20 protein-coding genes are annotated in these 22,231 nt (G+C 69.0%); 11 read left to right on the top strand and 9 right to left on the bottom strand.

Going from position 1 to position 22,231, the window contains the following annotated elements:
- Positions 1–13 precede the first annotated feature (13 nt).
- The 5 genes from xylF to AT699_RS23050 form a co-directional block, all read right to left on the bottom strand.
- Complete coding sequence (xylF, locus tag AT699_RS23070) at positions 14–1,030, bottom strand: D-xylose ABC transporter substrate-binding protein (RefSeq protein WP_020929056.1); 1,017 nt, start codon at positions 1,028–1,030, stop codon at positions 14–16.
- 26 nt (positions 1,031–1,056) lie between these two features.
- Positions 1,057–2,436, bottom strand: coding sequence for a carbohydrate porin (locus AT699_RS23065; RefSeq protein ID WP_024069997.1), 1,380 nt, complete (start codon positions 2,434–2,436; stop codon positions 1,057–1,059).
- A 251-nt stretch (positions 2,437–2,687) separates the two neighbouring features.
- Positions 2,688–3,662 (bottom strand): Bug family tripartite tricarboxylate transporter substrate binding protein, encoded by a 975-nt coding sequence (locus AT699_RS23060; protein ID WP_024069996.1) that lies wholly within the window; start codon positions 3,660–3,662, stop codon positions 2,688–2,690.
- Positions 3,663–3,748: 86 nt separating this feature from the next.
- On the bottom strand, positions 3,749–4,222 hold the full coding sequence (locus AT699_RS23055) for a MaoC family dehydratase (protein WP_024069995.1): 474 nt from the start codon (positions 4,220–4,222) through the stop codon (positions 3,749–3,751).
- Complete coding sequence (locus tag AT699_RS23050; protein ID WP_024069994.1) at positions 4,219–5,463, bottom strand: CaiB/BaiF CoA transferase family protein; 1,245 nt, start codon at positions 5,461–5,463, stop codon at positions 4,219–4,221. The genes AT699_RS23055 and AT699_RS23050 overlap by 4 nt, the downstream gene beginning before the upstream one ends.
- A 71-nt stretch (positions 5,464–5,534) precedes the next feature.
- Here AT699_RS23050 and AT699_RS23045 point away from each other — a divergent pair, with 71 nt between their 5' ends.
- On the top strand, positions 5,535–6,431 hold the full coding sequence (locus AT699_RS23045) for a LysR family transcriptional regulator (RefSeq protein ID WP_223203224.1): 897 nt from the start codon (positions 5,535–5,537) through the stop codon (positions 6,429–6,431).
- 11 nt (positions 6,432–6,442) lie between these two features.
- Here the strand turns inward: AT699_RS23045 and AT699_RS23040 are convergent, their stop codons facing one another.
- Both AT699_RS23040 and AT699_RS23035 read right to left on the bottom strand, forming a co-directional pair.
- Complete coding sequence (locus AT699_RS23040) at positions 6,443–7,456, bottom strand: acyl-CoA dehydrogenase family protein (RefSeq protein ID WP_024069993.1); 1,014 nt, start codon at positions 7,454–7,456, stop codon at positions 6,443–6,445.
- A gap of 9 nt (positions 7,457–7,465) precedes the next feature.
- Complete coding sequence (locus AT699_RS23035) at positions 7,466–8,617, bottom strand: acyl-CoA dehydrogenase family protein (protein ID WP_024069992.1); 1,152 nt, start codon at positions 8,615–8,617, stop codon at positions 7,466–7,468.
- Positions 8,618–8,789: 172 nt separating this feature from the next.
- On the opposite strand from AT699_RS23035, the gene bktB reads away from it, so the two are divergent.
- The 7 genes from bktB (at position 8,790) to AT699_RS23000 (ending at position 16,552) form a co-directional block, all read left to right on the top strand.
- Positions 8,790–9,971: a beta-ketothiolase BktB gene (gene bktB, locus AT699_RS23030; protein ID WP_024069991.1), complete on the top strand. Its 1,182-nt coding sequence runs from the start codon at positions 8,790–8,792 to the stop codon at positions 9,969–9,971.
- Positions 9,972–10,132: 161 nt separating this feature from the next.
- A complete protein-coding gene (locus tag AT699_RS23025) occupies positions 10,133–10,903 on the top strand; it encodes a class I SAM-dependent methyltransferase (RefSeq protein WP_024069990.1) in 771 nt (256 codons plus the stop codon).
- 111 nt (positions 10,904–11,014) lie between these two features.
- A complete protein-coding gene (locus AT699_RS23020; protein ID WP_024069989.1) occupies positions 11,015–11,764 on the top strand; it encodes a GntR family transcriptional regulator in 750 nt (249 codons plus the stop codon).
- Positions 11,715–13,028 (top strand): malonyl-CoA decarboxylase domain-containing protein, encoded by a 1,314-nt coding sequence (locus AT699_RS23015; protein ID WP_024069988.1) that lies wholly within the window; start codon positions 11,715–11,717, stop codon positions 13,026–13,028. Before AT699_RS23020 ends, AT699_RS23015 begins: the two co-directional genes overlap by 50 nt.
- 49 nt (positions 13,029–13,077) lie before the next feature.
- Positions 13,078–13,869, top strand: coding sequence for an enoyl-CoA hydratase/isomerase family protein (locus AT699_RS23010; RefSeq protein ID WP_024069987.1), 792 nt, complete (start codon positions 13,078–13,080; stop codon positions 13,867–13,869).
- 5 nt (positions 13,870–13,874) lie between these two features.
- Positions 13,875–15,416, top strand: a complete 1,542-nt coding sequence (locus tag AT699_RS23005) for a malonate--CoA ligase (RefSeq protein WP_024069986.1) — start codon at positions 13,875–13,877, stop codon at positions 15,414–15,416.
- A gap of 161 nt (positions 15,417–15,577) precedes the next feature.
- A complete protein-coding gene (locus tag AT699_RS23000; protein WP_006384486.1) occupies positions 15,578–16,552 on the top strand; it encodes a Bug family tripartite tricarboxylate transporter substrate binding protein in 975 nt (324 codons plus the stop codon).
- A 27-nt stretch (positions 16,553–16,579) separates the two neighbouring features.
- Here the strand turns inward: AT699_RS23000 and AT699_RS22995 are convergent, their stop codons facing one another.
- The gene (locus tag AT699_RS22995) at positions 16,580–17,536 is read right to left on the bottom strand and encodes an aldo/keto reductase (RefSeq protein WP_024069985.1); all 957 of its coding nucleotides are present in this window, start codon (positions 17,534–17,536) and stop codon (positions 16,580–16,582) included.
- 241 nt (positions 17,537–17,777) lie between these two features.
- Between AT699_RS22995 and AT699_RS22990 the strand changes: the two genes are divergently transcribed.
- The 3 genes from AT699_RS22990 (at position 17,778) to AT699_RS22980 (ending at position 20,827) form a co-directional block, all read left to right on the top strand.
- Positions 17,778–18,749 carry an ABC transporter substrate-binding protein gene (locus AT699_RS22990; RefSeq protein ID WP_006384488.1) on the top strand — a complete coding sequence of 324 codons (972 nt, stop codon included), beginning with the start codon at positions 17,778–17,780 and terminating at the stop codon, positions 18,747–18,749.
- 391 nt (positions 18,750–19,140) lie between these two features.
- On the top strand, positions 19,141–20,031 hold the full coding sequence (locus AT699_RS22985; protein ID WP_024069984.1) for an ABC transporter permease: 891 nt from the start codon (positions 19,141–19,143) through the stop codon (positions 20,029–20,031).
- Position 20,032: 1 nt separating this feature from the next.
- Positions 20,033–20,827 (top strand): ABC transporter ATP-binding protein, encoded by a 795-nt coding sequence (locus AT699_RS22980; protein ID WP_024069983.1) that lies wholly within the window; start codon positions 20,033–20,035, stop codon positions 20,825–20,827.
- 111 nt (positions 20,828–20,938) lie between these two features.
- On the opposite strand, the gene AT699_RS22975 is transcribed toward AT699_RS22980, so the two are convergent.
- The gene (locus tag AT699_RS22975; RefSeq protein WP_024069982.1) at positions 20,939–22,189 is read right to left on the bottom strand and encodes an NAD(P)/FAD-dependent oxidoreductase; all 1,251 of its coding nucleotides are present in this window, start codon (positions 22,187–22,189) and stop codon (positions 20,939–20,941) included.
- Positions 22,190–22,231: the final 42 nt, after the last annotated feature.

Raw genomic sequence — 22,231 nt, 5'->3', positions numbered from 1 at the left:
GTGCGCCTCCCGGCTATTTGCCCGCGATCTGGTCGGCCGTATAGAAGCCGTCCTTGACCAGGATGTCCAGATTGTCGCGCGTCACCAGCGTGGGCGTGATCAGCAGGGAATCGACCTCGCCCTTGCCGTTGTCGAGCTTGGCGTTGAAGGCGGGCGTCTTGCCCTGCACCAGATCGACCGCCATGCGCGCGGCGGCCTCGGCGATGGCCTTGATGGGTTTGTACACCGTCATGGTCTGCGTGCCGGCGGCGACGCGGCGCACGCCGGCCAGGTCGGCGTCCTGGCCCGAGACCGCCACCTTGCCCGCCAGTTTCTGGCTTGCCAGCGCCTGGATCGCGCCGCCGGCGGTGCCGTCGTTGGAGGCGACGATGGCCTGGATGTCGTTGTCGTTCGCGTTCAGCGCGTTCTCGATGATGCTCTGCGCCTTGGAAGGGTCCCATTCGGGCGTCCATTGCTCGCCCACGATGGTGATGTCGCCCTTGGCGACCAGCGGCTTGAGCACGTTCATCTGGCCCTCGCGGAACATGCGCGAATTGTTGTCGGTGGCGGCGCCGCCCAGCAGGTAGTAGCGGCCTTTGGGCACCGCATCGACCATGCCCTTGGCCTGCATTTCGCCAACCTTGACGTTGTCGAAAGACACGTAGCCGTCCAGCGGCGCGCCCAGGATCAGGCGGTCGTAGGCGATGACTTTGATGCCGTTGCGGTGTGCCTTGGCGATGGCGCTGCCCAGCACCTTGGAATTGAACGGCACGATCACCAGCGCGTCCACGCCTTCGGCGATCAGGTTCTCGACCTGGGCGATCTGGCGCGATTCGCTGGCGTTGGCCGATTGCACGTTGACCTTGGCGCCCAGCGCGGTGGCGGCCTCGACGAAATAGTTGCGGTCGCGGGTCCAGCGCTCGACCCGCAGGTCGTCGATGGAAAAGCCGATCACCGGAGCCTCCTTGCTGGCATGGGCGGCGTGGGCGGCGAACAGCGTGGCGGGCAACGCCAGCGCGCAGGCCAGCAGGCGGCGCAGGATTGGGGTCATGTCAGTCTCCTTGTGGCGCGATGCGCTCAGAATGTGATGCCGGTCTTCAGGCCTACGATGAAGGCGTCGTGGTTGGCGCTGGTGCCCCCAGGATGCCTGATGTACTGCAGATTGGGTCGCAGGTAAATGGAGGGGATCGGTGACCAGCTGTAATAGGCCTCGGCCACGTATTCATAGCCGTCGCCGACCTTGGTGCGGGTGCCCAGCCGCTGGTCCTGCTGGCGCACGTAGTCGGCGTAGCGGCCGTTGTTGTGGGTGGCGCCGACCGCCACGCCGATGACGTCGCGGGCCTGACCGAACGGCCCCTTGTATTGCAGCCCGAGCGCGATCTGGTGGTCCTGCGCCGCCGTGTCGCGGTCGGCCTGGGAGAAGTTCAGGAACACCGAGGCGCCACGGCCGCCGGCGGTGCCGCTGACCTGTTGCTCGAAGTTGATGTAGATGCCGTACTGGCCGTTGCGCTCGCGCGGCGCCAGGCCGGTTTCGCCGCGCGGGGCGTGGTTGACGTCCTGGTACAGGTCGGCGCCGTTGGAGGTGTTGTACCAGGCGCCGAACTTGTACGAGCCCGGCAGGCCGTTCCAGGCCGGCAGCCAGCCGAATTCCAGTGGAATCAGGGCGCCGGTGGTGCCATTGGGGTTGTCCAGCGACAGGCCGTGGCGGCGCGCGTAGCCGTCGTCGACATAGTTGGGGTTGACCTGGTAGACGCCGGCCTGCACGTAGGTCTGCTCGGACGTGCTGACTTTCAGGCGGGTGGCCCATTGGCTGGTGGGCCAGTTGACCCAGTAGCTGCCGACCAGGTTGCCGGGCTGTGCGCCGCAGAAGGTCAGATTCTGGAAGTCGCACGAGAAGCTGGCGAAATCCTCGCCCACGGTGAGGCGACCGATCTTCCATTGCACCCGATTGTCCAGGAACGATTGGTTGAGCCAGAACTGCGTCATGTGCCAGGTCTGGCCGCGGCCATAGACCTCCTGGATCAACATGTTGTTGCCGATGCCGGCGTCGGCGCCCAGGTTGCGGCCGTTGCGGTCGGTGATGGTCATCTGGAAGGTGCCGCCGTGCCAGCCGAGCAGCTTGTCCAGGTCCATGGTGGCGCCGAACACCCATTGGTCGGTGTAGCGGGTCATCTTGTCCTGGCCGCCGCTGAAATTGTGCGCGGCCTCGCCGGTGTAGCCCAGGTTCAGGGTGACGCCGCGTTCGGCGAGGCTGGTGCGCAGGCCTGCCCAGTCGCCGAACAGGTAGGGCGTGGTCTGCAGATCGTAGGCCCGGGCGCTGGTGCCGGCGGTCAGCAGGCCTGCCAGGAGCAGCGTGGGCAGAAAGCGGTGTAGCGGGAATCGGTGAGGCCGGTAGCGGCGAGCCTGGAGGTGCGCGCCGGTGCCTGCCGCTGCCGGGAAGCAGGGAGGTGTTGCCATGACTCTGTCTCCTGTCGCCGCCCGTGCGCGAGGCCGTTGCGGCTTGTTTTGGTGGTCCGGCAGGGCGCCGGCGAAGCTAGTGTCTGCAAAAATGACAGCGCTGTCAATTGTGATGCGGGTTAGGGATTGCCCGGGGTGAAACAGGGGCGCGCAGCGGTTTTGGGGAGTCAGGAGAGGGGCGGTCCGGCGCGGCCGCGTGGGGCCGCCCGGGTGTGGGGGGCGGCGGGATTGGCCCGCCGCCGCGCCGGCTGTCAGTCGAGCTTGACGCCGGCTTCCTTGATCACGGCGCCCCAGCGCTGGATCTCGCTCTGGATGTAGGCGCCGTATTCCTGCGGAGTGGAACCCAGGGCCTGGGCGCCCTGGACCTTGAGCTGCTTTTGCATTTCGTCCGATTGCAGCGCGCGGCGGATCTCGGCGTTCAGCTTCTGCACCACCGGCTGCGGCGTGCCCGCGGGAACCACCACGCCTTGCCAGGCGCCCATCTCGAAGCCCGGCGCCACGGTTTCGGCGACCGTGGGCACGTCGGGCAATTGCGCGCTGCGTTCGCGGCTGGTGACCGCCAGCGCGCGCAGCTTGCCTTCGCGGATGAAGCCCAGCGAATCGTTGAGGGTGTTGGTCATCAATTGCACCTGGCCGCCGACCAGGTCGGTCATGGCGGGCGCGCTGCCGCGATAGGGCACGTGCACCGCGTCGACCTGCAGCGAGCGCAGCAGCAGCAGGGCGCCCAGGTGCGTGACGTTGCCGGCGCCCGCCGAACCGTACGACAGCTTGCCGGGATGCTGGCGCGCGTATTCGACGAAGCCGCGCGCGTCCTGAACCGGCACCGAGGGATGCACCAGCAGCACCAGCGGGATCAGCGCGGTGGAAGACACCGGCGCGAAGTCCTTGACCGGATCGAATGCCAGCGAGCGGTAGAGATTGGGACTGAGCGCGATCGACGAGGTGTTGTAGAGCACCGTGTAGCCGTCAGGCTTGGCCGCGGCCGCGTACTGCATGCCGATGTTGCCGTTGGCGCCGCCCTTGTTTTCCACCACCACGGTCTGGCCCAATTGGTCCGTCAGTTGCTTGGCCAGCACCCGCGCCACCAGGTCGGAGGGACCGCCGGGCGGGAACGGCACCACCATCGTGATGGGGTGTTCGGGCCAGGCGGCCCGGGCAGGGCCGGCGCCGGTGGCGCCGCCCAGCGCCAGCACGGCCAGGCTGGCCGCGAGCAATGCTTTTTTCATGGTTGTCTCCTTGCGTTGGTGGGTGGGGCCGCGGCCCCATGGCGGCGGCGTCCTCTGCGCGGGACGCCTGTCCGCCGCGCGCCGCGTCAGTCCGGCCGGCCGGCCAGCATGCGCGTCGCGGTGTAGGCCATCACGGGCTTGCCGTGCTGGTTGAAAACGTCGATGGTGGACGTGACCACCGCGCGGTTGTGCTGCGAGGTCGGGCGCACCCCGGTGACTTCGATGTCGGCCCAGATGGTGTCGCCGGCCACCACCGGCGCCAGCATCTTCTTGTGCACTTCCAGCAGCGCCAGCCCGGTGCCCTGCACCATGCCCTGCATGATCAGGCCTTCGATCAGGCCATAGGTCAGCGCGCCCGGGGCGGGACGGCCCTGGATCGCGCCATGCGCGTAGGTGGCGTCGATGAAGATCGTCTCCAGCATGCCGGTGGCGCTGATGAAGTTGACGATGTCGGTCTCGGTGACCGTGCGGCGGAAGGTGCGAAAGCGCTGGCCGACGGCGAGATCCTGCCAGTAATAGCCCTGGCCGAGCTGGGCGGGGGCGGTGCGGTCCTGGTTCATGCGGAGTCCTTGGAAGAGACGGGAAGGGCGCCGGCCTGCCGGGCGGCGTCGGTTTGCAGCAAGGCGTCGATGGCGGCGGGGGACAGGCCGGCCTGCGCCAGCACCTCGCGGGTGTGTTCCCCCAGGCGCGGCGGCATCGTGGGCGGCACCTGCGAGCGCTGCAGCCGCACCGGGTTGCGCGCAAAGCGATAGTGGTGGCCGGCGGCGCTTTGCAGCGGCTGGAAGAAATCCACGCTGCGCAGGTGCGGATCGGTCTCCAGGTCCTGCAGGCGGTTGACGCGGGCGGCCGGGATTTCCAGCCTTTCGCACAGCGCCAGCCAGTAGGCGGTATCGTGCGCGGCGACGATGCCCGCCTGCAGTTCGTAAAGCGTTTCGATGTGGCGCGTGCGCGCGGCGATGTCGGCAAAGCGCGGATCGGCCGCCAGGTCGGGACGGCCGGCCGCCTCGAAGAAGCTGCGCCAATGGGCATCTGTGTATGGCATCAGGCAGACATGGCCGTCGGCGGTGCGGCAGGGGCGCCGCCACGGCGTCAGCACCCGGGGGTAGCCGGCTTCGCCGGGCGTGTCCGCCAGATGCCGGCCGTAGTAGTGCTCGACCAGCACATACGAGGCCATGCTCTCGTACATCGGCACTTCCAGTTGCTGGCCCTGGCCGGTGCGTTCGCGCTGGAACAGCGCGGCCAGGATGGCGTGCGCGGCCACCAGTCCGCAGGTCTTGTCGGCCGCCACCGTCGGCAGGTAGCGCGGCGTGCCGGTCTGGCGATCGACCAGGTCGGCAAAGCCCGACAGGCCCTGGATGATGTCGTCGTAGGCCGGCCGGCCGTCGTAGGCGCCGCCCTCGCCAAAGCCATACAGGCCGGCGTACACCAGCCGCGGATTGCGCGCGCACAGCGTGGCGGGGTCCAGGCCCAGCGCCGCCATCTTGGCCGGCCGCATGCTGTGCATGAGCACGTCGGCGCCGTCCACCAGCGCCAGCAGCGCCTGGCGCGCCGCGGGCCGCTTCAGGTCCAGCACCACGCTGCGCTTGTTGCGGTTCAGGCCCAGGAAGATGGCGGCCAGCCCGGGCTCCTGCGCCGGGCCGGTGTTGCGGGTGGAGTCGCCGGCGGGCGCCTCGATCTTGACGACGTCGGCGCCGTAGTCGGCCAGGATCTGCGAGGCGTAGGGGCCGAACACCACGGAAGTCAGGTCCAGCACGCGCACGCCGCCCAGGGCGGCGGTTTGGGGGAGGGAAGCGGAGGTCATGGCGGGAATCCTATCGGCGTGGTCCATACCCGTCTAATATGGCTTCGGTATTGCTTGATATGGAATCCGTTATGGCTATCGATCTACGGCAGTTGCGCCAGTTCGTCACCATCGCCGAGCTGGGCAGCTACCGTCGCGCCGCCGACACGCTGCACATCGCGCAGCCCGCGTTGTCGGTGTCGATCCAGAAACTGGAGCACGCGGTTGGCGTGCCGCTGCTGGCGCGCGGCGCCCGGGGCGTGACGCTGACGCCGGCCGGCGAGGCGCTGATGGCCGATGCGCGGCGCGCGTTGTTCCACACCGAGCAGGCGCGCCAGGCCGCGCGTCGGGTGGCGTTGGGCGAATGGGGCACGCTGCGGCTGGGTTTCGTCGGCTCGGCCACGTACACGCTGCTGCCGCGCTGCCTGCCGGCTTTCCGCGCGCAATACCCGGACGTGCAGCTGGAGCTGCGCGAGGACAGCACCGTCGGGCTGGCGGCGATGCTGCGCGCCAACGATATCGACGCCGGCCTGGTGCGCGGGCCGCTGGCGGAGGATCCGGCCCTGGAGTCCTGGGTGGTCGAGCGCGACGACCTGATCCTGGCGGTGCCCGCCGCGCACCCGCTGGCCGGTGCCGCACCGGTCCAACTGGACCGCGCCCGCGGCGAGAGTTTCGTGATGTATTCGCCGGCCAAGGTGCCGGGCCTGCACGGCGTGGCGCAGGCCTTGTGCCGCAAGGCGGGTTTTTCGCCGCGCATCAGCCAGGAAGCGATCCAGGTGCAGACGCTGGTCAGCCTGGTGGCCAGCGGCATGGGGCTGGCGCTGGTGCCAGGCGTGACGCGCGCCTATTCGACGCCGCTGGTGGCATTCGTGCCGCTGGCCGATGCCGATGCGCGCGACGCCTTGTCGCTGTCGCTGGTGACGCACCGCGACACATCCTGCGCCTCGGTGCTGCGCCTGCGCGACAGCATGCTGGCGCAGATGGGCTGAGCGGGGCCGCGTCAGGCGGCTTCGCGGTCGAACAGCGCGGTGCGCAGGTAAGACACCGCATCGCCGCCGGCGGCCAACGCGTGCGCGCCGATGCGCGCGTGCCAGTGCGATTCCGAACCGGCTGCCAGCCGCCATTCGCGCAGCCGGCGCGTGTACAGCTGCAGATCGTATTCCTCGGTGACGCCGATGGCGCCATGGACCGCATGGGCGATGTCGGCCACGCGCGCGACCGCCAGGCTGGCGCGCGCCTTGCCGAGCGCGGCCAGCAAGGGTTGCGGCAGGCCGTCGCGGCCCTGGAACGCCAGTTGCGCCGCCATGCGCGCGGCCCAGACCTGCTCGGCCATGACGCTGATCTGCTGCTGCACCGCCTGGAAGCGGCCGATGGGCTTGCCGAACTGCTGGCGCTGGTTGGCGTAGTCCAGCGTCATGGCCAGCACCCGGTCCATGGCGCCGGCGATCAGGCCGGCGCAGGCGGCGGCGGCCAATTCGTCCAGGCCGGGCAGGGCGGGAGCCGCGTCGATGCGCTCGCCATCGTCGAGCGACCAGCGCGCCGGCGCGTCCAGGCTGCCGTGCACGCCGCTGGGTTCGATCGTGGCGGCCCGCGCCGGCAGCAGCCAGATCTGTTCACCGATGCGCGCCAGCACGGCATCGGCGCTGCGGATCCAGGGCACATTGGCGCCCGTGGCCTGGCCCCCGGATGCCAGCCAGCCGTGCGGCGCCAGCGCGATCGAGCCGGTGGCGGGCGCATGCCCGGCCCGGGCCAGCCACGCGCGCGCCAGCAGCGTGTCGGCGAAGGGGTAGGGGCACAGGTGACGGCCGGCGGCGGTGGCCAGCGGCAGCGTGTCGGCCAATGCCAGGCCGGCCCCGCCGCGGGATTCCGGCACCAGCGCATCGGCGAAACCGGCGGCTTCGCAGGCCTGCCAGGCTTGCGCGGGCGCCTGGCCCTGTTCGGCCTGGCGGATCATGGCCGGTGTGCAGGTCTGCGCGAACAGGCGCTCGGCGGCATCGCCAAAAATCGAGTCCATGCTGGGTTCCTATCGAAGGCCGAGGCCGCGCGCGATGATGCCGCGCAAAATTTCACGGGTGCCGCCGCGCAGCGAGAAAGTGGGGGCGACCTGTTCCAGGTAGGCCAGCGTGCGCAGCAGCGGCAGGGGGGGCGGCCGTTCGGGCCGGCGGCCCAGCGCATCGGCGATCAGGCGCGGGATGTCCTGCTCCAGCTCAGTGCCCAGGTCCTTCACCAGGGCCGCCTCGATGGCCGGGCTCTGGCCCGCGGCCAGTTTGCCCGCCACCGCCAGTGACAGGGCGCGCAACACGGCCATCTGCGACAGGATGGCGCCCAGCAGGGCGTGGTCGGCGGCGTCGAGCCCGGCGTCGTCGCGGCCATGCGCCAGCCAGCATTGCAGCAGCGCGATGCTGGAGTACAGGCGTTCCGGCCCGCTGCGCTCGAACGCCAATTCGGCGTTGACCTGGGCCCAGCCCGCGCCCTCCTGGCCGATGAGCGCGTCCGGCGCCAGTTCGACGTTGTCGAAGAACACTTCGGAAAAATGCGCGTCGCCCGCCAGATCCTTGATCGGCCGGATCGACACGCCCGGCAGCGACAGGTCGACGATGAGTTGCGACAGGCCCTGGTGGCGGTCCTGCGGCGTGCCCGAGGTACGGGCCAGCGCGATCATGTAGTGCGAGCGGTGCGCGTTGGTGGTCCAGACCTTGCTGCCGTTCAGGCGCCAGCCGCCCGCCACGGGTTCGGCGCGGGTGCGGATGCTGGCCAGGTCGGAACCCGAGCCGGGTTCGCTCATGCCGATGCAGAAGAAGGCCTCGGCGCGGCAGATGCGCGGCAGGTAGAAGGCCTTCTGCGCCGGCGTGCCGAGCTTGAGGATCAGCGGCGCGCTCTGGCGGTCGGCGATCCAGTGCGCCGACACCGGGGCGCCCGCGCCCAGCAATTCCTCGGACAGCACGAAGCGCGCGAAATGGCCGCGCTCGGCGCCGCCGTATTCGCGCGGCAGCGTCAGCCCGAGCCAGCCGCGTTCGGCCAGCTGGCGGCTGAAGCCCGCGTCGTAGCCCATCCAGGAGCGGGCGCGTTCGTCGGACTCCAGCCCATCGAGGGCCTCGGCGAGAAAATCGCGCACCTCGGCGCGCAGCGCTTCGTCCTGCGGGGGAATGGCGGTCAGTTCCAGCGTTTCGATCATGGGCGGGTCCGGTCTGGCGGGCGCCGGGGGCGGCGCGCTGCCGGCCACTATCGGCGAGCCGCGCGCGGGCTGTCCAATAGTAAATTCTTGCCTGGCGATAAGGATCGGATATCGGACCGGGACCGCGCGGCGGCGCGAGTATGATGAAGGGATCACCAGGAGGAAACCCATCATGAAGGAAGTCATCGTCGCATCCGCCGTCCGTACCGCTATCGGCGATTTCGGCGGCGCGCTCAAGGACGTGCCGCCCTGCGACCTGGGCACGGCCGTCATCAAGGCCGCGCTGGAACGCGCCGGCGTCAAGGGCGACGAAGTCGGCCACGTCGCCGTCGGCCACGTCATCAACACCGAGCCGCGCGACATGTACCTGTCGCGCGTGGCCGCCATCAACGCCGGCATCGCCAAGGAAACCCCGGCCTTCAACGTCAACCGCCTGTGCGGCTCCGGCCTGCAGGCCATCGTGTCGGCGGCGCAGACCATTCTGCTGGGCGATGCCGACATCGCCATCGGCGCGGGCGCCGAGAGCATGAGCCGCGCTCCCTACATCGCGCCGGCGCAGCGCTGGGGCGCGCGCATGGGCGACAGCATCATGCAGGACATGATGACCGGCGCCCTGTCCGATCCGTTCGGCCGCATGCACATGGGCGTGACCGCCGAGAACGTCGCCGCCCAGTTCGGCATCAGCCGCCAGGACCAGGACGCGCTGGCGGCCGAGTCGCACCGCCGCGCCGCCAACGCCATCGAGGCCGGCCATTTCCGCGACCAGATCGTGCCGATCGTGCAGAAGACGCGCAAGGGTGAAGTGGTGTTCGATACCGACGAGCACGTGCGCCGCGACGTCACGGCCGAGAGCCTGGCCGCGCTCAAGCCGGTGTTCCAGAAAGAAAACGGCACCGTCACGGCCGGCAACGCCTCGGGCCTGAACGACGGCGCCGGCGCGCTGGTGCTGATGAACGCGTCGGTGGCGGCCAAGCGCGGCATCAAGCCGCTGGCGCGCCTGGTGGCCTACGCGCACGCCGGGGTCGATCCGACCATCATGGGCATCGGCCCGGTGCCGGCCACGCAGGCCGCGCTCGAGCGCGCCGGCCTGACCGTGGACCAACTGGACGTGATCGAGGCCAACGAGGCCTTCGCCGCCCAGGCCTGCGCCGTGACGCGCGAACTGAAGCTGGACCCGGCCAAGGTCAACCCCAACGGCAGCGGCATCGGCCTGGGCCATCCGATCGGCGCCACCGGCGCCATCATCACCGTCAAGGCGCTGCATGAACTGCAGCGCGTGCAGGGCCGCTACGCGCTGGTGACCATGTGCATCGGCGGCGGCCAGGGCATCGCCGCGATCTTCGAGCGCATCTGAGCGACGCTTCATCGATGCGCCATTGACGGCGCATTCCCGTGCGCAGGGGCGGGCCGCAACGGTCCGCCCGCGCCGGACTCGCCACGCTTGTCGGTCCGCTTTCCGGTCGCATGGCGCCCATGGCGCGGACAGCGACGGGCGCCGGGCCTACAATCGCGCCCATGTACAAATCCAAATTCCCCTCCGAACTGGACCAGCCGACCCTGTCCGAAGTGGATGGCGTGCGCTATCTGCACTTCAACACCGAATGGGTCCAGGGCGCGATGCACATCAAGAATCCAGCGGACCTGGTGCTGGAATACACCAGCCAGATGATGGCCTGGCTGCTGTTCCTGGAGCCGCCCAGGGACGAAGCCATCGGCATGTTCGGCCTGGGCGCGGGCTCGCTGGCGCGCTTTTGCGCCAGGCACACGCGCGCGCCGCTGCTGGCGGTGGAATGGAATCCGCGCGTCACCGCCGCCTGCCACATGTTCTTTCGCCTGCCCGGCGAGAACCGCCTGCGGGTCGAGCACGCCGACGCCGCCGAATGGGCCGCCGACCCGCTCAACGCCGGCCGCTGCCCGGTGCTGATGGTCGACCTGTACGATGCGTCGGCCCAGGGGCCGGTGCGCGACAGCGTCAAGTTCTACCGTGATTGCCGCCGCGTGCTGGGCGAAGTCGGGGTGCTGGCGGTGAACCTGTTCGGCCGCCACGAGAGTTTCGGCAAGAACATCGACAACCTGTCCAAGGCCTTCGATGACCGCGTGGTGCTGCTGCCCGAGATCGATGCGGGCAACCAGATCGTGCTGGCGTTTTCCGGCCCGCGCCTGGCGGTCACGCCAGCCGAACTGCTGGCGCGGGCCGAGGCGGTCGAGTCGCGGTACGGCTTGCCGGCGCGCCGCTGGGCGCGTTCACTGACTCGCCACGCGGTGGACGGCATTCTGCATTTTTAGGGGCGGGTTAGGGCAAGTCCTTACAACATCGGACTGGTCCGTTTCCACAGACCGGAGATATGATGGGCTTATTCATAATTATGAATTACGGCGCTGTCAGGCCGTCTGCCCATGACCTCACCCATCGTCCGGCAAGCCCTGTACCTGGAAGTCGCGGATCGCCTGCGCGGCATGATCCATGCGCGCGCGCTGCGCAACGGCGAATGGATCGATGAACTGCGGCTGGCCGGCGAACTGGGTATCTCGCGCACGCCGCTGCGCGAGGCGCTCAAGGTGCTGGCCACCGAGGGCCTGGTGCGGCTGGAGCCGCGCCGCGGCTGCTTCGTCAATGAGCTGTCGGCGCAGGACCTGGAAGACATCTTCCCCCTGATGGCGATGCTGGAAGGCCGCTGCGCCCACGAGGCCGCGTGCAAGGCGTCCGACGCGCAACTGGCCGCGCTGGCGCCGCTGCACGAAGCGCTGGCGGGCCATGCCACCGCCGGCCGCATCGACGCCTACTATCAGACCAATTACCTGATCCACGAAGCGGTGCAGGCGCTGGCCGGCAACCAATGGCTGGTCGACATGGTCGGCAACCTGCGCAAGGTGCTGAGCCTGTCGCGCCACCGCAGCCTGGCCTGGCCCGGCCGCATCCAGGAATCCTGCGCCGAGCACCTGGCCATCTTCGAGGCCCTCAAGGCCCGCGACCCCGAACGCGCCGAGGCATTGGCGCGCCATCACCTGATGCGCCAGCTCGAGGTGCTGCGCGCGTTGGCCGCCGAGGACGACGCGCCGCCGCTTTCCGATCTTCCCGTAGCCGAGGAACCCGCCCATGAACGCATCCGCCAATCTCGCGCCCGCGCGCGGCGCACGCACGCCTGACGCCGAACCGGCCGACACGGCCGCCACGGAGGCCGGCGACAGCCTGATCACGCGCCTGGGGCGCCTGTGGGAACGCGGCCGCCTGCCCAGCGAATCCGAGGTGCGGCGGCTGTTCGAGGCGCGCCTGACCGACGTGGCCGCCAACAAGCTGGCGCGGCGCTGGTGCGAACTCTACGGCGCCGCCGACGGCAAGGACCGGCGCCTGATGCTGGCCGCGCTGGCGCAGGTGCGCGGCACTTTCGCCGCCGATGCCGGCGAGGGCGCGCGCCTGTTCAAGCGTTTCAACGCGCTGCCGCTGGGCCTGCGCTTCCTGGTCGAACTGCGCGCCGACATGCTGCGTTGGCGCAAGCAGGTGGCCGGCATCCAGGCGCTGGACAAGGATCTCGAAGGGCTGCTGTCGGCCTGGTTCGACGTCGGCCTGCTGGAACTGCGGCCGCTGACCTGGGATTCGCCGGCCTCGCTGCTGGAAAAACTGATCATCTACGAGGCCGTGCACGAGATCCAGTCGTGGGACGACCTGCGCCACCGCGTGGCGCCGGACCGCCGCTGCTATGCCTACTTCCATCCGCAATTGCCGGACGTGCCGCTGATCTTCGTCGAGGTGGCCTTTGCCGGCAGCATGGCCGACAACGTGCAGGCGCTGCTGGACAGCGCCGCGCCGCGGCAGGACCTGGACAAGGCGCGCTGGGCGATCTTCTATTCCATTTCCAATACTCAGCCGGGCCTGAAGGGCATCAGCTTCGGCAACTTCCTGCTCAAGCGCGTGGTCGAGCAATTGCTGGAAGAACTGCCCAAGCTCAAGTCGTTCGCCACGCTGTCGCCGATCCCGGGGTTCGCCGATTGGCTCGGCAAGCTGGACGCCGACGCGGTCGAGGCCATCGTGCGCGAGGACAAGTCGCGCGCCAAGGCGCGCCAGCGCGCCGGCGTGCCGGACGGCCAGCGTTGGGTGGCGCGGCTGGCGCGCGCGGCGCTGGCCAGGAAGGCGCCCGACGTCGTCAAGCGCGCCGGCTTGCGCCTGGCCGCGCACTATCTGCAGGCCATGAAGAGCGGCCTGCCGCTGGACGCGGTGGCGCGTTTTCACCTGGGCAACGGCGCGCGCATCGAGCGCCTGAACTGGGCGGCGGACACCTCGGCCAAGGGGCTCAAGCAGTCCTGCGGCCTGATGGTCAATTACCTGTACGACCTGGATGAACTGGACGGCAACCTGGCGCGACTGCACGAAGGCAAGCCGCAGGTCAGCCGCAGTGTGGGGCGCGCGGCCTGACCGGCGGCGCGCCGCGATCCATAAAAAAGCACATCATCAGCGAGGGGACATGACGGACAACACGGCAGGCCGCGTGCTGTTGCAGCGCGACGGGCGACTGGCCCGCGTGACGCTATCGCATCCGGGGCGCCTGAATGCGATCACCGTGGGCATGTGGCGCGAACTGCGCGACGTGTTCACGCGCATCGCCGCGGACGACGACGTGCGTTGCGTGATCGTGCGCGGCGAGGGCGGCAATTTCGCGGCCGGCGCGGACATCCGCGAATTCCCGGCCGAACGCGCCGACGCCGCCGGGGTGCAGCGCTACCACCGCGAGGTGCTGGCGCCGGCCTTGCAGGCCGTGGCGCAGTGCCCGCATCCGGTGGTGGCGCAGATCGAAGGCGTATGCGTCGGCGGCGGGCTGGAGATCGCCTGCCAGTGCGATCTGCGCATCGCCGGCGAATCGGCGCGTTTCGGCGTGCCGATCAACCGCCTCGGTTTTCCCATGGCGCCCGATGAAATGCGCGGCTTGCTCGCGTTGGCGGGCCGCGCGGCCACGCTGGCCATCCTGCTCGAAGGCCGCGTGTTCGGCGCCGCCGAGGCGCGCGACCTGGGCCTGTTGACGCGCATCGTGGCCGACGCCGACGTGGCCGCGCAGGCCCTGCGCAGCGCCGAGCGCATCTGCCAGGGCGCGCCGCTGGCCGCGCGCATCAACAAGCGCCTGTCCGCCCGACTGGCGCAGGGCGGCGCCTTGACCGAAGCCGAATACCAGGATTATTTCTCCTACGCCGACAGCCGGGACCACAAGGAGGGCGTGCGCGCTTTCCTGGCCGGCGTAGACCCCCACTTTTCCGGAGACTGAAAACGGTGAGCAACGCCAATCTATACGCTGTGCTGGAGGGCGGCTTCCCCGCCGATCGCAAACAGGTCGCGCTCGAGACGCCCGAGCTGGCCTACACCTGGGACGACATCGACCGCGCCACGGCCTGCCTGGCCAACCTGCTGGATTCGCTCGAGCTGCCCCAGGGCGCGCGGGTCGCGGTGCAGGTCGAGAAATCGCCCGAGGCGCTGCTGCTGTACCTGGCCACGCTGCGCGCCGGCCTGGTGTACCTGCCGCTTAACACCGCCTATCGCGAAGCCGAGATCGAATACTTCCTGGGCAACGCCGAGCCGGCCGTGGTGGTCTGCGCCAGCAAGAACCGCGACTGGGTCCAGCGCGCCGCCGACAAGGCCGGCTGCGCCCATGTCTACACGCTCGACGAAGACCGCACCGGCACGCTGCTGGAGGCCGCCGGCGGCCTGTCGCAGACCTTCAAGACCGTCAAGCGCAAGCCGGACGACCTGGCCGCGATTCTCTACACGTCCGGCACCACCGGCCGCAGCAAGGGCGCGATGCTGTCGCACGGCAACCTGGCGTCCAACGCGCAGGTGCTGCACAAGTACTGGGGCTGGCGCTCGGACGACGTGCTGCTGCACATGCTGCCGATCTTCCACGTGCACGGCCTGTTCGTGGCCTCGCACGGCGCGCTGCTGGCCGGCGCGAAGATGATCTGGCTGCCCAAGCTGGACGCCGACCAGGCGCTGCGCTACCTGCCGCAAAGCACAGTGATGATGGGCGTGCCGACCTACTACGTGCGGCTGCTCGCCGACAAGCGCTTTAACCGCGAGGTCTGCGCCAACATGCGCCTGTTCATCTCGGGGTCGGCGCCGTTGCTGTCCGAGACCTTCAACGATTTCCGCGACCGCAGCGGCCACGCCATCCTGGAACGCTATGGCATGAGCGAGACCGTCATGCTGACCTCCAATCCCTACGACGCGGCCGACGGCGAGCGCCTGGCCGGCACCGTGGGCCGCGCCCTGCCGGGCGTGCAGGTGCGCGTGGTGGACGACGCCGGCATCGCGCTGGCGCCGGGCGAGATCGGCAACGTGCAGGTGCGCGGGCCCAACGTGTTCTCGGGCTACTGGCGCATGCCGGAAAAGACCCGCGAGGAATTCACCCAGGATGGCTGGTTCAAGACCGGCGATGTGGGCCGCTGGGGCGGTGAATCCGCCGGCCGCGACGTGCCCGCCGACTACCTGTCGATCGTCGGCCGCAGCAAGGACCTGATCATCTCCGGCGGCTTCAACGTCTATCCGAAAGAGATCGAGACGCTGATCGACGATATGCCGGGCGTGGCCGAATCGGCCGTGATCGGCGTGCCGCACGCCGACTTCGGCGAAGCCGTGGTGGCGGTGGTGGTGCCCAAGGACGGCGTGTCGCTGGATGCCGCCGCGATGCAGGCCGAGCTGAAGGCGCGCATCGCCAACTTCAAGGTGCCCAAGCGCGTGCACATCGTCGAGCAACTGCCCCGCAACACCATGGGCAAGGTGCAGAAGAACGTGCTGCGCGAAACCTATCAGGCGCTGTAGCGCCGTCATCCCGGGCCGGCCCAGCGGGGCCGGCCATTTTTTTCCCAAGGAGCCCGATCCCTTCCAGAACGATTCCCGAACCAGGCAGCATCCCAACCCAAGAACACAAGAGACGAGACGCGGGAAACGCGCCGTCCCACGCTGCAGCAAGAGGAGACAATATGAAATACCGCACTTTCGCCGCGACCCTGCTGGCCACGCTGGCCGCCGGTTTCGCCGGCAGCGCCGGCGCCGCGTCCTGGCCGGAACGGCCCATCACGCTCATCGTGCCTTTCCCGGCCGGGGGCGGCACCGACACCTTCGCCCGTCCGCTGGCCCAGCAATTGACCACCCAGCTGGGGCAGTCGGTGGTGATCGACAACAAGGGGGGCGCGGGCGGCACCGTGGGCGCCGGCGTGGCCGCCAAGGCCCGGCCCGACGGCTACACCTTCTTCATGGGCGGCGCGCACCATGCGCTGGCGCCGTCGCTGTACAAGAGCCTGAACTACAACATCCAGAAGGACTTCGTGCCGGTGGCGCTGGTGGCGCAACCGCCGCAGGTGATCGTCATCAATCCCGCCAAGCTGCCGGTCAAGACGGTGCAGGAATTCGTCGACTACGCCAAGAAGCATCCCGGCGAAATCAACTTCGGCACGGCCGGCAAGGGCAGCACTCATCACCTGGCCGGCGAGCTGTTCGCGATGCAGACCGGCATCAAGCTGGTCGATGTGCCCTACCAGGGGGCGGGGCCGATGCTGTCGGCGCTGATCGGCGGGCAGGTGGACCTGGCATTCGACGGCCTGGGATCGTCCGCCGGTCACATCCGGTCGGGCACCATCAAGCCACTGGCGGTGGCCGCCGACAAGCGTTCGCCGTCGCTGCCCGACGTGCCGACCGCGGCCGAGGCCGGCGTGCCGAACTACGTGGTGTCGACGTGGTACGCGATCTGGGCGCCGGCGGGCACGCCGCAGGAGGCCGTCGACCGCATGACGGCGGAAATCACCAAGGCCTTGAACACGCCCAAGATCAAGGAAACCTGGGAAGGCAACGGCTCGGCCGTGCCGACCCTGACCGGCCCGGCCTTCGGCAAGTTCGTCGACAGCGAAGTGTCGCGCTGGGCCAAGGTGGTGTCGGATTCGGGCGTCAAGCTGGATTGACGCCCGCGGGGCTGCCGCGCGGCCCCTTCAACGCCAGTCGCTGGCCAGGCTGAGCCTGGCCAGCTGGTCGCGCGTCAGCGCCAGGCTGGCGGCCTTGACCAGTTCGTCCAGCTGCGCCAGCGAGGTGGCGCTGACGATCGGCGAGGTGATGCCCGGCTGCGCGATCTGCCAGGCCAGCGCGGCCTGCGCCGGCGTACAGCCGGCATCCTCGGCCACTTCGTCCAGCGCCTTCAGGATGCGATAGCCGCGCTCGTTCAGGTAGGTGTCGACGATCTTCTTGCCGCGCGCGCTCTTGCCGACGTCGGCCGGGCTGCGGTACTTGCCGCTGAGAAAGCCGCTGGCCAGCGCGTAATAGTTGATGGTGCCCAGGTCCTGCGCCTTGACCAGCGCCTGCAGGTGTCCCTCGAACGGCTCGCGGCTGTAGAGGTTGTATTCGGGCTGGATGCTCTCGTAGCGCGGCAGGTTGTGGCGTTCGCTGGCGATCAGCGCTTCGGACAGGCGCACCGCCGTGTAGTTGGAGGCGCCGATGGCGCGCACCTTGCCCGCTTCCATCAGTTTGGCGTATTCGCCCAGCGTGTCGGTCAGCGGCGTGTCGGGATCGTCCTTGTGCGATTGGTACAGGTCGACGTGGTCGGTCTGCAGCCGCGCCAGCGAGGCGTCCAGCGAGCGCCGGATGTAGGCCGGCGCCAGGCCCTTGGCGTCCGGGCCCATCTCCATGCCGACCTTGGTGGCGATCAGCACGCGGTCGCGCTTGCCCGAGCGCTTGAGCCACTTGCCGATCAGGGTTTCGGATTCGCCGCCCTGGTTGCCGGGCACCCAGCGGGAGTAGACGTCGGCGGTGTCGATGAAGTTCAGGCCGGCGTCGACCAGCGCGTCCAGCAGGGAGAACGTGCCGGCTTCGTCGACGGTCCAGCCGAAGACGTTGCCGCCGAAGGTGAGGGGAGGAATCTGCAGGCCGGAACGGCCCAATGCGCGTTTGATCATGATGTGGCCCTTTGAATGTCGCGGATGTCGTGTCGCGCGGGCGCGGCGTTTTCAGTATATTGGGCCGCCCGCCCCGGCATGGGGCGCGCGTGCCGCGCATGCACCATTTCAGGGATTCCCCCCAAGTGAATTTGTGTTGCGACACGTTAGACTATACGGCTTTACGGCTGTCCGGACCGTGGGGAAGCCCGCGGAGCAGCCGTAATAATGAACAAATACCAAGGGTTCAAGGAGCTTACCTATGCTGATCGGAAAAAAACATTTTCTGACGGTTGGCGCAATGGCGCTGGCGATGGCGATCGCCGCGCCGGTGGCGGCGCAGCAGAAGTCGGTGGCAATCACGGCCATCGTCGAGCACCCGGCGCTGGACGCCGTGCGTGACGGGGTGCAGGACGCCCTCAAGCAGGCCGGCTACGAGTCCGGCAAGAACCTGAAGTGGCAGTACCAGAGCGCGCAGGGCAATACCGGCACCGCCGCCCAGATCGCGCGCAAGTTCGTCGGCGACAAGCCCGACGCCATCGTCGCCATCGCCACCCCGTCGGCCCAGGCCGTCGTGGCCGCCACCAAGGACGTGCCGGTGGTGTATTCCGCCGTGACCGACCCGGTCGCCGCGCAGTTGGTATCGAGCATGGATGCCTCCGGCACCAACGTCACCGGCGTGTCGGACCTGCTGGCGCTGGACAAGCAGGTCGAGCTGATCAAGAAGATCGTCCCCAACGCCAAGCGCGTCGGCATGGTCTACAACCCGGGCGAGGCCAACTCGGTCGTGGTGGTCAAGAAGCTGCAGGAACTGCTGCCCAAGTCGGGCATGAGCCTGGTCGAGGCCGCCGCCCCGCGTTCGGTCGACGTGGCATCCGCCGCCCGCAGCCTGATCGGCAAGGTCGACGTCATCTACACCAACACCGACAACAACGTGGTCTCGGCCTACGAGTCGCTGGTGAAGGTCGGCAACGACGCCAAGATCCCGCTGATCGCCTCGGACACCGACAGCGTCAAGCGCGGCGGCATCGCCGCCCTGGGCATCAACTACCGCGACCTGGGCGTGCAGACCGGCAAGGTGGTGGTGCGCATCCTCAAGGGCGAGAAGCCCGGCGCGATCCCGTCCGAAACCGTCTCCAAGCTGGAGCTCTACGTGAACCCGGGCGCCGCCGCCAAGCAAGGCGTGACGCTGTCCGACGCGATCATCAAGTCGGCCGCGGTGGTGGTAAAGTAAAGCGCAAGTCGTTCGGCCCCGCCCGTGCCTGCCCGGCATGAGCGGGGTTTTGTTTTATCTTGTTTTCTTGTGTTTGCCCCGCGCCGGTACGCGGGGTCCACAGGGCGGCAGCATCCACAAGGTGCGCGCGGCCCGGCGCGATGGCGTTGGCCTTGAACGGCACGGCGGTCATGGACCGCATGCCGCGTTTTGCTCCCCTGGAGCGCCCCTCAAGCAGCCCGCTTGCGGCCCTGGCCGCCAGGCCTGGCGACGCCTTGGCAGGAATCGAGAGAAAATCGCACGGCAGGAAACGTTTATTGCGAAAGCTCGGGTAAAACTGACCCCGAAACGCAAGAAGTTGGACGTTCCTAATCTCTAATATGCTCGTTCCTTACCTGATTGGATTTGACCCATGTCATTGTTCTCGTTGTTAGGCGCACTGGAGATCGGCCTGATCTTCAGCCTGGTGGCCTTGGGCGTGTATATCTCCTTTCGCCTGCTGCGCTTTCCGGACCTGACCGTTGACGGCAGTTTCCCGCTGGGCGGCGCCGTCTGTGCCACGCTGATCGCCTCGGGCACCGACCCGTTCGTGGCCACCATCGCCGCCACCTTTGCCGGCGCGGCCGCGGGCCTGGTCACCGGCTGGCTCAACGTCAAGCTCAAGATCATGGACCTGCTGGCCAGCATCCTGATGATGATCGCGCTGTATTCGGTCAACCTGCGCATCATGGGCAAGCCCAACGTGCCGCTGATCACAGAACCCACCGTCTTCACCATCCTGCAGCCCGAATGGCTGTCGGACTACGTGGCGCGGCCGCTGATCCTGGTGGTCATCGTGATCCTGGCCAAGCTGGCGCTGGACTGGTTCTTCGCCACCCAGACCGGCCTGGCGGTGCGCGCCACCGGCTCGAACGGCCGCATGGCCCGCGCGCAGGGCGTCAACACCGGCCGCATGATCCTGGGCGGCATGGCGCTGTCGAACGCGCTGGTCGCCATGGCCGGCGCGCTGTTCGCGCAGACCCAGGGCGGTTCCGACATCTCCATGGGCATCGGCACCATCGTCATCGGCCTGGCCGCGGTGATCGTCGGCGAAAGCATCCTGCCGTCGCGCAAGCTGGTGCTGGCCACGCTGGCCGTCATCATCGGCGCCATCGTCTATCGCTTCTTCATCGCGCTGGCGCTGAACAGCGACTTCATCGGCCTGAAGGCGCAGGACCTGAACCTCGTCACCGCGGTGCTGGTCACGATCGCCCTGGTCATTCCCATGCTCAAGCGCCGGCTGTTCGGCAAGAAGGGGCGCTGATATGTTGTCCGCAAAAGACCTCAAGATCACTTTCAACGCCGGCACGCCGATCGAAACGCGCGCGTTGCGCGGGCTGTCGCTGGACATTCCCTCGGGCCAGTTCGTCACGGTCATCGGCTCCAACGGCGCCGGCAAGTCGACCTTCCTGAACGCCGTCTCGGGCGACCTGCCGGTCGATTCCGGCCGCATCGAGATCGACGGCGCCGACGTCACGCGCCAGCCGGTCTGGGCACGCGCCTCGCGCGTGGCGCGCGTGTTCCAGGATCCCATGGCAGGCACCTGCGAAGACCTGACCATCGAAGAGAACATGGCGCTGGCGCAGTTGCGCGGCGTGCGCCGCGGCTATGGCCGCGCGGTCAAGGCTTCGATGAAGGAAGGTTTCCGCGAACGCCTGGCCACGCTCGGGCTGGGCCTGGAAAACCGCCTGACCGACCGCATCGGCCTGCTCTCGGGCGGCCAGCGCCAGGCCGTGAGCCTGCTGATGGCGGCGCTGCAGCCGTCGCGCATCCTGCTGCTGGACGAGCACACCGCCGCGCTCGACCCGCGCACCGCCGATTTCGTGCTGCAACTGACGGCGCGCATCGTGGCCGAAAGCAAGCTGACGACCATGATGGTCACGCACAGCATGCGCCAGGCGCTGGACGTGGGCGACCGCACGGTGATGCTGCATCAGGGCCAGGTGGTGCTGGACGTGTCCGGCGATGAACGCCGCGGTATGGACGTGCCCGACCTGCTGGCCATGTTCGAGCGCGTGCGCGGCGAGAAGCTGTCGGACGACGCGTTGCTGCTGGGCTGATTCCGCGCTTGCGCCTTGAGCGGCGCAAGCAAAACGCCCGGCGCGGCCTCTCCGGAGGCGGCGCCGGGCGTTTTGCTTTCTGCCATGGCGCGGGGCGGGCGAACGGCGCCGCTAGATGAAGCGGCCCGGCCGGAACGCGGCGTGGCGGGCGGGATCGCCGGCGCCGCACATCAGCTCGCCCAGTATCCGCGCGGTCCCGGGCGCGGTGCTGAAACCGATGTGTTGGTGGCCCAGCGCCAGCCACAGGCCCGGATGGCGCGGCGCCTGGCCGATCATGGGACGGCTGTCCGGCAGCGTGGGGCGGCGGCCCAGCCAGGGCTGGGGATCGAGCCGCGGCCCCAGGCCGACGGCTTCGCGAGCCCGGGCTTCGGCCAGGTCCAGTTGCAGCGGCCGGGGCGGCGCGTCGCGCTCGTCCAGCTCGACCCCCGTGGTCAGCCGCAGGCCGCGCGCCATGGGCGACAGCACGTAGCCGCCGCCGGTGTCGTAGATGGGGCGGCTCAGCGCGGGGCCATCGACGGCGCCGTAGTGCATGTGGTAGCCGCGCTCGAAGGCCAGCGGCAGGTCGATGCCGGTGGTCTTGAGCAGTTCCTTGGACCAGGGGCCCAGCGCCACCACCAGGTCGGGCGCCGTCAGCATGTCCGAGCCGGTGTCGCCCTGCACGATCCAGCCCCGGCCGCCGTCGCGGCGGATGGCGGTCGCGCGCAGGCGCCGCAATGTGCCGCCCGAACGTTGGAACAGCTCGGCGTAGGCCGCGGTCACGGCCGCCGGGTCGTCCACCGAATACGAACCCTGGATCCACAGCGCGCGCGAAAAGATCGGCGCCAGCGCCGGTTCCAGTTGCGCCAGCTCGGCGGGGGCCAGCGCCTGGGTCGGCACGTCGTGGCGGGCGTAGGCATCGCGCGCCAGGACGCCGGCCTGCCAGGCCTGCTCACTACGGAACAGGAAGATCCAGCCGCTGTCGCGCAGACGCCGGCGGACGCCGGCCTCGTCCAGCAGCCGCAGGTGCTCGGTCGCGGACAGGCGGATCAGGCTGTCGAGCGCCGCCGTCGTCTCGTGGAACACCGACGGCCGGGCGCGCGCCAGGAAGCCTGCCGCCCAACCGAGGTTGCGGGCGAGGTACGAGACGCGATAGCGGAACTGGACGGTGTCGTTGCGCAACAACCGTGGCAACTGGCGCCACAGGCCGGGGTGGTTGAACGGCATGAGCGAGCTGCGGGCCAGGACACCGGCGTTGCCGGCCGAGGTTTCCAGCCCGGGGGGCTGGCGGTCGACCAGGGTGACGTCCAGGCCGCGCCGCTGCAGTTCCAGCGCGCAGCAGACGCCGACGATGCCGGCGCCCAACACAATGACTTGCTTGCCCATCGGGATTGTCGGTGCGAGTCCAGGGATAGCGGGCGATTGTAG

Origin of the sequence: Achromobacter xylosoxidans (assembly GCF_001457475.1) — a bacterium.
Classification (GTDB): domain Bacteria; phylum Pseudomonadota; class Gammaproteobacteria; order Burkholderiales; family Burkholderiaceae_B; genus Achromobacter; species Achromobacter xylosoxidans.
The sequence above is the reverse complement of the archived record's forward strand: the minus strand, read 5'-3'. Positions and strand labels throughout refer to the sequence as shown.